At 62.5% G+C, this 13,151-nt stretch carries 10 protein-coding genes; 1 reads left to right on the top strand and 9 read right to left on the bottom strand.

What is annotated here, in order from left to right; translation table 11 throughout:
* Positions 1 to 61 precede the first annotated feature (61 nt).
* The 5 genes from DZK26_RS11545 to DZK26_RS11525 all read right to left on the bottom strand — a co-directional run bounded on the left by DZK26_RS11545 (position 62) and on the right by DZK26_RS11525 (position 6,431).
* On the bottom strand, positions 62 to 1,663 hold the full coding sequence (locus DZK26_RS11545; protein WP_220337217.1) for an amidase: 1,602 nt from the start codon (positions 1,661 to 1,663) through the stop codon (positions 62 to 64).
* The gene (locus DZK26_RS11540) at positions 1,663 to 3,702 is read right to left on the bottom strand and encodes a S9 family peptidase (RefSeq protein ID WP_116898877.1); all 2,040 of its coding nucleotides are present in this window, start codon (positions 3,700 to 3,702) and stop codon (positions 1,663 to 1,665) included. The genes DZK26_RS11545 and DZK26_RS11540 overlap by 1 nt, the downstream gene beginning before the upstream one ends.
* Before the next feature lie 221 nt (positions 3,703 to 3,923).
* On the bottom strand, positions 3,924 to 4,418 hold the full coding sequence (locus DZK26_RS11535; RefSeq protein WP_116898855.1) for a DUF3299 domain-containing protein: 495 nt from the start codon (positions 4,416 to 4,418) through the stop codon (positions 3,924 to 3,926).
* A gap of 61 nt (positions 4,419 to 4,479) precedes the next feature.
* Positions 4,480 to 5,745 carry an ABC transporter permease gene (locus DZK26_RS11530; protein ID WP_116898856.1) on the bottom strand — a complete coding sequence of 422 codons (1,266 nt, stop codon included), beginning with the start codon at positions 5,743 to 5,745 and terminating at the stop codon, positions 4,480 to 4,482.
* Positions 5,742 to 6,431: an ABC transporter ATP-binding protein gene (locus DZK26_RS11525; RefSeq protein WP_116898857.1), complete on the bottom strand. Its 690-nt coding sequence runs from the start codon at positions 6,429 to 6,431 to the stop codon at positions 5,742 to 5,744. The genes DZK26_RS11530 and DZK26_RS11525 overlap by 4 nt, the downstream gene beginning before the upstream one ends.
* Before the next feature lie 534 nt (positions 6,432 to 6,965).
* Between DZK26_RS11525 and DZK26_RS11520 the strand changes: the two genes are divergently transcribed.
* Positions 6,966 to 8,327 (top strand): sodium-dependent transporter, encoded by a 1,362-nt coding sequence (locus DZK26_RS11520; protein WP_116898858.1) that lies wholly within the window; start codon positions 6,966 to 6,968, stop codon positions 8,325 to 8,327.
* Positions 8,328 to 8,566: 239 nt separating this feature from the next.
* Here DZK26_RS11520 and DZK26_RS11515 read toward each other — a convergent pair whose 3' ends face one another.
* From DZK26_RS11515 to DZK26_RS11500, 4 genes are read right to left on the bottom strand one after another with little or no spacing between them, the layout of a single operon-like run.
* Positions 8,567 to 9,469, bottom strand: a complete 903-nt coding sequence (locus DZK26_RS11515) for a ribose-phosphate pyrophosphokinase (protein WP_116898859.1) — start codon at positions 9,467 to 9,469, stop codon at positions 8,567 to 8,569.
* Positions 9,466 to 10,989, bottom strand: coding sequence for a thymidine phosphorylase family protein (locus DZK26_RS11510; protein WP_116898860.1), 1,524 nt, complete (start codon positions 10,987 to 10,989; stop codon positions 9,466 to 9,468). The genes DZK26_RS11515 and DZK26_RS11510 overlap by 4 nt, the downstream gene beginning before the upstream one ends.
* Entirely contained in the window at positions 10,986 to 12,359 is a 1,374-nt protein-coding gene (locus DZK26_RS11505; protein ID WP_116898878.1) for an MBL fold metallo-hydrolase RNA specificity domain-containing protein, read from the bottom strand. The genes DZK26_RS11510 and DZK26_RS11505 overlap by 4 nt, the downstream gene beginning before the upstream one ends.
* Positions 12,343 to 13,098: a glutamine amidotransferase gene (locus DZK26_RS11500; protein ID WP_116898861.1), complete on the bottom strand. Its 756-nt coding sequence runs from the start codon at positions 13,096 to 13,098 to the stop codon at positions 12,343 to 12,345. Before DZK26_RS11500 ends, DZK26_RS11505 begins: the two co-directional genes overlap by 17 nt.
* Positions 13,099 to 13,151 lie beyond the last annotated feature (53 nt).

The following is a 13,151-nucleotide window of genomic DNA, read 5'->3' as shown; positions in this document are numbered from 1 at the left end:
GCTTCGCGTCTTTGCGTTTTAGAGATTTTCAGGACGACCAGTAGGCAACCCCCGAATCTGGCTACAGCTCCGGCGGCACGCGTTTCTTCGTTGCCTGCTCGTAGGCATAGGCCAGTGCCAGTAACTTCGGTTCGCTCCAGGCCGAGGCGAAGAAGGACAACCCCACCGGCAATCCCTCGATCTGCCCCATCGGCACGGTGATGATCGGATAGCCCGCCCGGGCCGAAGGCGAGGAACTGGCCAGCTGGAAGTTGTCTCCCAGCACCAGGTCGGTCATCCAGGCCGGTGATCCGGTGGGTGCGATGACGGCGTCCAGTTCATGTTCGGCGAGTACGCGGTCGATACCTTTCTCGCGGCTGTACTCGAGCATGCGCTTGAGGGCTTCTAGGTATTCCTTGCTTTCGATATCTTCCTTTTCGGCGGCCTGGAACAGGAGCGAACGATCGAAGCGCGCCGTTGATTCCGGATCATTGCGTACGGCTTCGACCAGGTCCTTGTAGTTCTCGAACGGCGCACGCTCACCCAGTGCGGCAAGGTAGGCATCCATGCCGTGATGGAATTCGTAGAGCAACACATTGAAGGCATCGCCGCCAATGTTCTCCTCGGTGATGGTATCGATTTCGATGACTTCGGCCCCGGCAGTTTCGAGTGTCGAAACGGCTTCGCGCGTCAATGCCTCGACCCGATGGTTTTGTTCGGTCGGGCCGGTCCACAGACCCAGGCGCTTGCCCTTCAGCGCACCGGCATCGAGAAACTGCGTGTAGTCGTCATGGCGAACAACGTCATCGCCGACAGTCTTGTCGTCAATCGGATCCTCGTGCGCCAAAGCGCCAAGCAGTACCGCCACATCGCGCACGCTACGCGTCATCGGGCCGGCGCTGTCGGTGGTGTGTGAAATCGGGATGATGCCGCTACGGCTCCACAGTCCCACCGTGGGCTTGAGACCGACGATACCGTTGGCGTTGGACGGGCAGACGATCGAGCCGTTGGTCTCGGTGCCGATGGCCAGGGCCGCCAGGCTTGCCGCGGCCGCCACGCCGGAGCCAGCGCTCGAACCGCAGGGATTGCGGCCCTCGCCATAGGGATTCCTGACTTGGCCGCCGAGCCGACTCCAGCCGCTGGACGAGGTGCTCGAGTGGAAATTGGCCCACTCGCTCAGGTTGGTCTTGCCCAGGATGATCGCGCCGGCCTCGCGCAGACGCTCGACGATGAAGGCATCCTTCGGGGGAATCACGCCTTCGAGCCAGATGCTGCCGGCCGTGGTCGGCATGTCGGCGGTGTCGATGTTGTCCTTGATCAGCACCGGTATGCCGTGAAGCGGGCCCCGAACCTTGCCTTCGGCCCGTTCGCGATCCAGTGCGGCAGCCCGCTCAAGGGCATCTTCGTTGACGTGACGAACCGCGTTGAGCATCGGGCCGGAGCGATCGAGTTCTTCGATCCGGTCGAGATAGGCGGCGGTAATTGCTTCAGCGGTAAAGTCACCGCGCTCGTAACCCGCCTGGATGGCGGCCACATCCAGCCCGGCCACATCGACCGCTGCCATGGCCGGCCAGGGCAGCACCGCGATCAGCATCAACAGGGAACCACGGAAGGCACGGAAGAACACGGAAGAATTCTTTTGATCCGTGAATTCCGTGCTTTCCGTGGTTGCAATAGTGTTCATCACTTAGCACCTGGCTCGGCGAAGTCGGCGAACCACTTCCGGACTTCTTCGTACCAGTACAACGAGTTGTTGGGTTTGAGCACCCAGTGATTCTCGTCCGGGAAGTAGATCAGACGCGATTCGATGTCCTTGCTCTGCAAGGTTCGGAACAACTCGAAGCTCTGGCCGACCGGCACACGCAGGTCCTGTTGGCCGTGGATGATCAAGGCCGGCGTGTCGAAGTTCTCGGCATAGTAATGCGGCGAGATTTCCTGGTAGATCTCGGGGGCTTCCCAGAAATTGCCGAAACGCTGGGCGTGCACGGCAAAATCCGCGGCCATCTGCGAATACATGTTGTAGACCGGCGCGTGGATCATCAGCGCATTGAAGGGATGCGCCTTGCCGAGCAGGATCGAAGACAGGTAGCCGCCATAGCTGCCGCCGCCGGCAACCATGCGATCTTCGTCGATCCAGTCCTCGTCCTCGAACCACTCGGCCGCGGCAATGGTGTCGTTGTAGGGCGCGGTGATCCAGTCCGGATTGATGTAGTCGACGAAATCCTGGCCGAAACCCGACGAGCCGTGGAAGTTGTGCCAGGCCGTGACGTAACCCCAGGACGCGAAAGTCTGCGCGTTCCACCGGAAGTGGAAGACATCGTTGATCGATCCGTGCGGGCCACCATGGATGAGCAGGAACAGCGGGTATTCCTTGCTGTCGTCGAAACCCGGCGGATAGTTGACCCACATCTGGATTTCGGCACCGTCGTGGCCGGTATAGGTCACCGACTCGTAGCTGCCGGCATCGAGCGAATCCAGCAGTTCCTTGTTGATGGTGCTCAGGCGATCGGTCTCGCCGCTGTCGGTATCGATTCGCACCAGGCGCGGCGGATAGAGGAAGCTTTGATTGGTACCGACCAGCGTGCCGTTATCGGCAATGGCCAGATCGCCGTAGCTTGTGTCGGTCGTGATCGCGCGCGGCTGGCGGCCCTGCGCGTCGATGAAGAATACGCGTACCGTGCCCTCGTCCTGGATACTGCCGTAGAAGCCGTCGGCATCCGGCGCCCAGACCAGGCCCGAGGCCGAGCGATCCCAGTCCGCGGTGATGTTGCGCTCATCACCCGAATCGAGATCGACGAGGATGATGTTCTGCGTGTCGCCGTAGAAGCCGGGAATGTTCTGCTTGAGGTAGGCCAGGGTTTCGCCGTCGGGGCTGAACATCGGCGTGCCGTCATTGGCTTCGTTTTCCGCGGTGAGATTCTCCGCCGACTCGCTGCCGACCTCGGCCAGGAATACGTCGTAGTCCGGATCGACACCGTCACGCTTTCGATCGGAAACGAAGGCGATATGCGTCTCGTCGGGATGGATGTCGTAGCTGCCGGCACCGGCGCCCGAACGGGAAAGCTGTCGGCCGAGCGGCTGTGTAAGCGGCTCCACTTCACCGTCGTCGGCCGGGATTCGAAAGACGTGGTTCTGCCGATCTTCCTCGATCCAGTGATCCCAGGACGAATAAGGCAGGGCGTTCCACTGGCGGGCGGAAACCTTGGATTCCTCTTCCTCCTCGAGTTTCTCTTCCATCGCCTCCCAGTCCTTGTCAGGCCAGACGCTGGAGACGAAGTAGATATGCTCACCGACCCACTTGAGCGCACTCGCACCCGTGGGCACGTCGCTGAGGCGTTGCGCCTCGCCGGGGCCGTCCATATTGATCAGGTAGATCTGGCCTTCCTCGTCGTCACCGCGCTTGGCGACAAAAGCCAGCTGATCACCGTCTGGCGAGAAGGCCGGGCTGGAGGCGTCCTGCCCCTCAACCGTCAGAGGCCGTTCGACCGAGCCGTCGGCCGCGAACAGCCACAGCCGTGTCTCGCCCTCGTCTTCCTCGACGTCGTAGTCGGTCACCGGCGCGACGACCCAGTCACCGTCAGGCGAGATCGCGGGCGAGCCGATGCGGTCCAGTTCCCACAACACTTCGGCCGAGAGAACCTTGCGGTCATCGTCAGCATTGTCGTCCTGGGCCAGTGCCAGGATGGGAAGGAGGAGTAACAAAGTGAGAAGTATTCGCTTCATATCGATGCCCTCGATGTTCTTCGTTGCTAGTTGGGTCTCACGCAGATCCACACAGACGCGGAGTTCGCAGATAAAAATCTAAACAACTGTAACCACGGAAGACACGGAAATGCACGGAAACAGCTTCTCAAGAAAGGAAAGTTCTTGTGCAGGATATTTTCTGAATCCGTGCCTTCCGTGTTTTCCGTGGCCAAATGGTTTGTAAGCTTTCTACCGCACTCCTAACCGGAGTACGGCTTCAACGAATCCACTGCCATCGTGTAAGCGGAGTCGGCGGTTTCGTTGGACACTTCCTCGATATTGAGCGTGCCTTCCATGTAAAAGGCGTCCCAGATGTTGACCATCTCGATGGGTTCTTCGAGGCGGCCGTAGATGATCTGGTTGGCCGGCGGCGGGGGCACGTGAATGCAGGCGCCGAAATAGGGTACCAAAAAGAAGGTTTCGAGCTTGCCTTCGCCGTCGGTTTCGACCGGCACAACGAAGCCGGGAATACGCAACTTCTGGCCGTCGAGTTCACCCACGGTTTCCCAGGACTGGAACTCCTCAGCCGAGGCGTAGCCGGAATGATCGACATTGTTGGAAGCCTCGTCCCAGGCCTTCTGCTCCGCTTCCGGCATGAGGTCCATCCATTCGACCTCCTGCACGTCGTTGGCCAACGCGCTTGCGGCCCACAACAGGCCGAAGGCCGCGACGATCCGGATCATCGTTCGATTCATGAAACTCCCGTTCACTGCTTCGGTTTGGTTAGTATGCAGACAGTCTAATACGGTGGTGGGTTCAAAGCCGAACCTGCATGCCGTCGGCCAGGGTACGGCGATAGGCCATGATGGCCGGGGCAAGCGCGACCAGCAAGCCGATCACGAAGATACCGCCGAGTACCGCCCATTGCCAGGGTTCGGGCAGGGTCACCCCGACAGCCAGGCCGAAAACCTCCAGCAGCCACGGCCCGAGCGCGTAGATTGCGCCGAAGGCCAGCAGGATGCCCAGCAACAAACCGCCGGCGACGATCAGGCCGGCCTCGAAGACCAGCAGGGCGGCGATCTGCCAGGCGCGCGCGCCATTGGCGCGGAGAATGGCCATCTCCCGGCGTCGCTCGTTGAGCGTGGTCAGCAGCACCGTGACCATGCCGAGCAGGCCGGTGATCACCACCAGCACGGCGACGGCGCGCAGTACCAGTTCGGCCACGCCCGTCAGTCGCCAGAGTTGCTGCAGGGTGATTCCGGGCATCAATGCCGTAAGCGGTTCGGCCTCGTATTCATTGAGGTCGCGCTGAAGTCCGAATACCGCCGCCGGGGTGGTCAGGCCGACCAGCACGGCGGAGATTTCCTCGGGTTCGTGTTCGTGGGCTTGTTCGCGCGCCTCGTCGGGATCGAGCCCGCTTCCCGGTCGGTGCACACCCGATTCCCAGCCGACGTGAATCACGCCGTAGGCGTTGACCGGGATGTAGAGGTTGCGATCGACCGGCGTGCCGGTGGGTTCGAGCGCGCCGCGTACGGTGAAGGGATGGGCCTCGTGCTCGTGGAGGCTGACGTTACCGCCACCGTGAGCCAGGTGAATCTCGTCGCCCACGGAATATCCGAATCGACGGGCGATCTGGTGCCCGATAACCACGTCGAACAGGTCCGCGAAAGGTTCACCGGCAGCCATCTCGAGCGATTGGCGGTCGGCATAGCGATAGTGCTCGAAGAAATCCTGCGTGGTGCCGATCACGCGCTCGCCCCGATGGCTGTCGCCGATCAAGAGCGGGATGGTCCACTCGACCATACGCTGGTCCCGGATGTGTTCGAGGGTCTCGTGCGAAATGCTGTTGCCGGGCGTGCCGATACCGAAGACGGTATTGAGCAGCAACTGCACGGGTGCCGTGCGCGCACCGACGATCATGTCGGTGCCCGAGACCGAGCGGTAGAAACCGTCACGCACGTCCTGACGCAATTGCTCGACCAGCACCAGCAGGGCAATCGACAGGGCGATGGTGAAGATCGTGAGCATCACCGTTGTTCGGCGATTGAGCAGGGAATGCCAAGCCAGGCGCAGCAGGGTCATGCCGGCATCGCCGCCCGGTTGATTTCCGGCAGATCGACGACGCGGTCGAAGCGTACGGCCAATTGCCGGTCGTGGCTGACGAACAACAGGGCGCTGCCGGCTTCCTCGATACGCTCGAACAGCAAATCGAGAAAGCGATCGCGCCGATCGGCATCCAGTGAAGACGTCGGCTCATCGGCCAGCACCAGGTCGGGCTGGCCGATCAGGGCCCGGGCCGCGGCCACGCGCTGCTGCTGGCCGACGCTGAGTTGGTCGGCCCGGCGATGCCACAACGAGGATTCAAGATCCATCCCTTCAAGCAGGCGTGCGGCCGCAGCCTCGACATCACCGGCGCGCCGGGCGCGCGCCCTGGAGAAACGGCACGGCAGGGTCACGTTGGCGGTCACGTCCAGCCAGGGCAGCAGGTTGAACTGCTGGAATATCACGCCGAGATGATCGGCCCGGAACCGATCGCGACCGCCGCGCGACAGCGACGATAAATCCTGCCCGCACAATTCGATGCGCCCGGCCTGCGGCACCACCAGTGCGCCAATGGCGGCAAGCAGCGTGGACTTGCCCGAACCGCTTGGCCCGTGAAGAAACAGCTTCTCCCCCGGCGCAATCGTCAGCCGCTCGATCGCCAGCACCGCCTCGTCCTGGCCGGGCCAGGTGAAACGCAGGTCTTCGATGTCGAGTACGCGATTCATGGTCCCTCATTCTGCCGCATGGCGTTCCACATTTGGTGAGGCAACACCCTATCGTCCCGGAAGCCGCGCAGCGCAGGCAATGGAGGAGGCCCGGCTTTCGCCGTCAGGCGAAAGAAGGAGTTCCGGAATGCCGTTAGCGCGTGGCTATCCGGGACCTCGCAACATTTCGGTGGCTTTCAGTCGGGCCGTACAGATGCCTGGCGTGCGAGGTCCCGGCTCTCCGCTACGCTCCGGCCGGGACGACAGGGTGGGGGATTCCCCGACGTGTCGTCCCGGCTCGGAGGCCGGGACGACAACAGGCGAGAATGTGCTCGCCTGCTGTCGTTTCGAACATTCAAATTTCGGTCATTCGAATTTGTTTGGTACTTGGTGCTTCGAATTTGAAAATTTGAAGCCAGACCACGCCCCCGGGAGTGGCGGACGGCGAGTCCTTCGATCGAAGGCGCCAATTCCGCCAAGTTTGCACCCACCAGGACCTTGACGCACAATTGCCGGCCAGTAATAACAACTTCATTACTCGGGGACTCGAAAACAATGAAAACCACTTCCATTCACGGCATGTGGTCGTCGCGGCTGGCCTTCATCCTGGCCGCCACCGGCTCGGCCGTCGGCCTGGGCAACATCTGGCGCTTTCCCTACGTCACCTCCGACAACGGCGGCGGCGCCTTCGTGCTGATCTACCTGGCCTGCATCGCCGTCGTCGGGTTGCCGGTAATGTTTTCCGAGATCGTCATCGGCCGCCGGGGCCGCATGAGCCCGATCAATTCGCTCAAGGAACTGTCCGACGACGCCGGCGCCAGCCGGGCCTGGACCGGCATCGGCTGGATGGGCATCATCGCCGGGTTCCTGGTGCTGTCTTTTTACTCGGTCGTCGCCGGCTGGACGCTGCACTACGGGTTCGCCTATTTCAAGCAGTTGCTGGGCGGCGCCGCCATCACCGATCCGGAAGCGACCTTCACCACACTTCTGTCCAACCCGGGTGAGTTGACCTTCTGGCATGCCATCTTCATGACAATGACGCTCGGTGTCGTGGCGTTCGGTGTGGAGCGTGGGCTGGAACGGGCCGTCAGCATCCTGATGCCATTGCTGTTCTTCCTCCTGCTGATCCTGCTTGGCTATGGCATGAATACCGGTCACTTCACCGAGGCCGTCGGCTTCCTGTTCCAGCCCGACTGGTCGCAGGTCTCCGGTGCGATGGTCGTCACCGCCATGGGCCAGGCCTTCTTCACACTGAGCCTGGGCATGTGCGCCATCATGACCTACGGTGCCTACCTGCCGGCCGGGGTGAGCATTCCGCGCGTGGGCATAACCGTGGCCGCAGCCGATACGGCGGTGGCGATCATCGCCGGTCTGGCCATCTTTCCGATCGTGTTGTCCTTCGGCATCGACCCGGCCGGCGGGGGTGCAGGCCTGATCTTCACTTCCCTGCCGCTTGCCTTCAACGAAATGCCCTTCGGCATTCTCTACGGGATGATGTTCTTCCTGCTGCTTTCGGTGGCCGCCTGGACCAGTTCCATCTCGTTGCTCGAGCCGGCCACTGCCTACCTGGTCGAAAGCACCAACCTCGGCCGCAAGGCAGCCGCCCTGGTCATAGGTATCCTGGCGTGGCTGGCCGGCATGGCCTCGGTGTTCTCGTTCAACGTGTGGTCGCACGTGTCGATCGGCGGGCGCGACATCATGAGCGCCATCGAGCACGCCGCCAACAACATCATGATGCCGCTCGGCGGACTGTTGATCGCACTTTTCGCCGGCTGGGTGCTGTCGGACAAGGTCACCCACGAAGAACTCGACAAAAAGATGCCCGACTGGGCCTTCAAGACCTGGCTTTGGCTGGTGCGGGTGGTGACTCCCGCGCTGGTGCTGGTCGTGTTGGCGAGCCTAGTGGGTCTCATTTGAGGGCCTGAACCGACCGGAAAGCCCCTCGGCTTCGGCCGGGGGGTCGTGTTTCGAAATACGAAATCCGAAGCACCAAGCTTGAATCAAATCCGAAATCCGAATATCGAAATCCGAAACAAGCACGAAATTCGAAATTCAAAACAAAGAATTTCAGTTCGCCACATTTCGTATTTGGGTTTTAGAATTTGTTTCGGGTTTGGTGCTTCGGATTTCGAATTTTTTGTGCGGGATTGAGGGCACTACCCCTTCAACCACGCTCCAACCCCTTCTGCCAGCAGTGGGCTCAAATCAATCTCCCCCTCCGGTACATCAATGCTGTTGGTGCATACGATCTGATTCAGCCCCGCTTCGGCCAGGGTTTCGCGGGCGCAATCTCCGAACAGGCCGTGGACGCCGACGACCACGGGTGCGCGGAATCCGGCCTGGACCAGTTGGCGTCCCGCTGCGGCCATCGTCGTGCCCGAGGAAATGATGTCGTCGACCAGTACCGGCGTATGCCGGGCCAGGCCGGACAGGTCGGGCATCTGCAAGGCCACATCCCGGTCGCCGAGGCGCTTTTTGGTAAACACTCGCCAGGGCAGTTTGCGCAGTTCGGCTACCGCCGAAACCCACTGCTCACTTTCACCGTCGGGCCCGATCAGCACCGGATCCTCGACTTCGGCGGCTATCCAGTCGGCCAGGGCGGGGGCGGCCTCGACCACCGTGGATTCCAGGGAGTAGATTTCATCCAGGCTGGCGTAGCGGTGCAGGTGTGGATCGACCGTGACCAGCCAATCGAACGCGGCCGAAATCAGGCGCGCGAAGGATCTCGAGGTCACCGCCTCGCCGGGATTGAACCGCATGTCCTGTCGCATGTAGGGCAGGTAGGGAGCGGCCAGCCCGATTCTTCGCGCGCCCATCTCCCGGAGCAGGTCGGCGGCAAAAAGCAGGGTGGCCAGTATGCTGTCGGGATGATCGAGGCGAGCGACGACGACGATGTCGCGGCCCGCCGGATCGTCGTGCAACCTCAAGTAGCTTTCGCCGTCGGGAAACCGGCGCCACTCCAGCTCGCCGCGATCCAGGCCGAGTCGCCCGGCCAGGGAGATCGCGAGATCATCGCTGCCAGGCAGGGGAAGGATCAGTGCCTTCTCGCGACCTTTCATGCCTTGGCCGAGATGGTCACGATGCCGTTGTGCTCGGCATACTCGCGCGCATAGGACAGCTCTCCGTTCGACTCGGCGTGAATGGCATAGAGGGGCTGACCGTGTTCAACACGATCGCCGAGTCGCACATGCATGAACACACCCGCGGCGGCTGCACCCGGCGCACCGGCCAGCTTGGCGACCTGTGCCAGTCTGCGGTTGTCAAAACGGGTGATCACTCCGGTGTGCCTGGCGGGCATCTTGTGTTCGTATTCAGCCCGGGGTGGGCGTTTCAGGCCACCCTGGGCCCGGCAGATGGCTTCGAATCGTGCCCGCGCACGGCCACTGGCCAGGGTTTCCTCGGCCATGATCTCGCCCCGTCCCTGCTCGGCCACGCCGGCCAGCTCCAGCAGCGCACCGGCAAGCAGAACGGCCCGTTCACGCAGGTCACGCGGCTGTTCCTCGGCGTTGGCCAGAACCGCCAGCACGTCGTGCGCTTCCAGCGCCGGCCCGATGCCACGACCCACTGGCTGACGGCCGTCGGTAAGCAACACCCGGACCTTGATGCCGAAGCGTTCGCCGACGGTTTCGAGCCGCGCGGCCAATCGCTCGGCGTCGGCCTGAGAGCGGATCTTGGCTGTCTCGCCCACCGGCACGTCGAGCACCAGATGCGTGGACCCGGCCGCCACCTTCTTGGACAAAACCGAGGCGACCATCTGGCCTTCGGCGTCGATATCCATCAGGCGTTCGACCCGAATCAGGGTGTCGTCGACGGGACTGAGCCGCATCGCGCCGCCCCAGGCCATGCAGCCGCCTTCCTTCTGGACCACCTCGCGGAGCATCCGGATATCGAGATCGACAGGAGTCATTGTCTCGACCGTATCGGCGGTTCCGGATGGAGAAGTGATCGCGCGCGAGGAGGTCTTGGGCATCCACAAGCCATGTTCGGCGACGATGGCGACAACCAGCGGTGTAGTCCGGTTGCCGGGCAGACCGCCGACACAGTGTTTGTCGACGATGATGGCGCGAGACCATTCGAGTCGTTCCCCGACGTCGACCATGGCGGCAATCATGTCGGCAAGCTCGTCGTCGTCGGGATCGCGGGCGGCCACGCTGGTCAGGAACATGGCCAGGTGAACGTCGGCGTAGCGCCCGGCTGCAATGTCATTGATGACTGCGTGCATCTGGGCCCGGTCGAGACGCTTGCCGTAGACGCGACCGCGCACGGCACTCAACGAAGCGACGGGTTGCGGGTGGGCGATGTGTACGAAATCGCCTTCTTCGGCCTCGAGACGTTTCCAGGCCGACTCGGACAGGCCCAGCTCGTCGAGGCCGAGCAATGTCGAATCCACCTGGTAGAGGGTGGCGATGATGGATCGCCGGCCGTTCTTCAGGCGAACCCGTGCATGTGCGGAAAACCCTTCCGAGCGGCAGATCGGGCAGTCGCGCCGCGTGATGACCACGAGTTCATCGTGGGTATCCAGTCCGAGCCTGCGCGCGACCAGGTTGTTGCCCTCGTCCGCATCGGTCCGGGGCCTCATGCCAGTTCGTGCTCCGATTCGTGTTCAGGCACCAGGCAGTCCCAACCCAGCTCTTCCTCGATTCGCAGGCGCAAGGTGTCGGCCGCCGCCGACTCCCCATGCACGATGAATGTCTTGCGCGGCGGCTTCTCGAAGCCCGACAACCAGCGCATGATTTCGTCGCAATCGGCATGGGCCGAAAGCATGTCGAGGTTCTCGACTTGCGCCTTGACCGGCCAGTACTGTCCGTGGATTTTCACGGATTTCTCGCCGGCGACCATCTTGGCGCCGCGGGTGCCACCGGCCTGGTAACCGGCGAACAGGATGGTGTTGCGCTCGTCCGGGGCATAGACCTTGAGGTGATGGATGACGCGACCGCCGGTCGCCATGCCGCTGCCGGCAATGATGATCTTGGGATGCGGGTCGCGATCGAGGGCCTTGGAGCCCTCCACGTCGCGAACGTATTCGGGCAGCGAACAGGCCGCCTCGGCCTCGGCCACGCTGAGGCGGTGATCGTCGGGGTGATTGGAAAAGACTTCCGTGGCGTTGATCGCCAGCGGGCTGTCCAGGTAGACGGGAAGCGTCGGAATTCGCGCGGACTGAATCAGCCGGTTGAGATGATGCAGCAACAGCTGGGTGCGCCCCACGGCGAAGGCGGGAATGATCACACTGCCGCCGCGGTTTACCGTTTCGTTGACGATGCGGGCGATTTCGGTTTCCGGATCATCCTGATTACGGCGCCGGTCACCGTAAGTGGATTCGACCACCAGGTAATCGGCTTCGGCTACCGGTCGGGGTTCGGGCATCGTGGCGCTGTTGTAGTTGCCCAGGTCGCCGCTGAACACGATGCGGGTGCCGCCGATGTCGATCTGTGCGGTCGCCGCACCCGGGATGTGGCCGGCATGCCTGAAAAGCAGCTCGAGGTGATCGGTCCGATAAGGCTCGTGAAAACGCACCGCCCGGAAATTTTTCAGTGAGGCTTCAGCTTCCGCCTTGGTATAGAGCGGTTTGGCCGGCTTATGCTTGGTCCAGCCGTGGCGATTGGCGTCCTCGGCATCCTTTTCCTGGATGAAACCGCTATCGGGCAACAGGTGGCGACACAGGTCGCGGGTACCGGGCGTGGCGAGAATCTTGCCGCCGAAGCCCTCGCGACAGAGTACCGGAAGCCAGCCGGAATGGTCGATATGCGCATGAGTCAGGATGACGTGCTTGATCTGCGAAGGCTTGATCGGCAGCGATCGCCAGTTACGCGCGCGCAGTTGCTTGTAGCCCTGGAACAGGCCGCAATCGACCAGATAGTGCGAGCGCTTGCAGCGCAGCAGGAACTTCGAGCCGGTGACCGTGCCAGCGGCACCCAGAAACCGGATTGTCTTGTCAGCGGCTTTCGCCATTTCCTCCACCTCGGTCTGCATCGCAAATTGCGGCAAAGCGCCGCAACACGTTTATTCCGGCTCGCGTCTCCCGGACATTGTCGAGAATGGCGCGGCTGTCGAAGCCTTCCCCGTCGAGCAAATCGGCGCGCGCCTCGACATAGCATCGCATGATCACCGCATCGAATTCCGGGTGGAATTGCACGCCCCAGCTTCGGCCACCGAAGTGCAAGGCATGGTTGGCGTCCACTGCGGTTCGGCCGAGCACGCGCGCGCCCGGCGGTGCATCGAGTACCACTTCCAGATGCGTGACCTGTACCGGGGCTTCGGGCGCCAATGGGCCGACCAGCCCGTCGTCGGCTTGCCCGACCTTGAACCGATCAGTGCCCATTCGGCGGCCGTCCGGGTTGGGGCCGACACGACCACCCAGTGCATGGGCGATAAGCTGGTGCCCATAGCACACACCCAGCACGGGCAGACGATCGTCGGCGATGACCTCCGCCAGCCAGCGAGCGGTCCTTTCGGACCAGTCCAGCCTGTGGGAGACCATGGCCGGCGAACCGGTCACGACGACGCCGGCATAGTCACCGGCCGTCTCGAGCGACGGGAGGATCTCGTGATCGGAGACATCCACCGTTTCGTAATCGAATCGATCCGGCCCGATGGCACGGGCAAACCAGCGTTCGAAGTCTCCGAAACGCCGTCGGGCCTCGATGGCGGCGGATCCGGTCTTGACGATAAGCAGTCGGTCGCGGGTCACGACAGTCCAATCTACAGCGGGGTGAAGGGCCGCTCGGGGCGATCATGATAACC

The organism is Wenzhouxiangella sp. 15190, assembly GCF_003417465.1.
Classification (GTDB): Bacteria; Pseudomonadota; Gammaproteobacteria; order Xanthomonadales; family Wenzhouxiangellaceae; genus Wenzhouxiangella.
The sequence above is the reverse complement of the archived record's forward strand: the minus strand, read 5'-3'. Positions and strand labels throughout refer to the sequence as shown.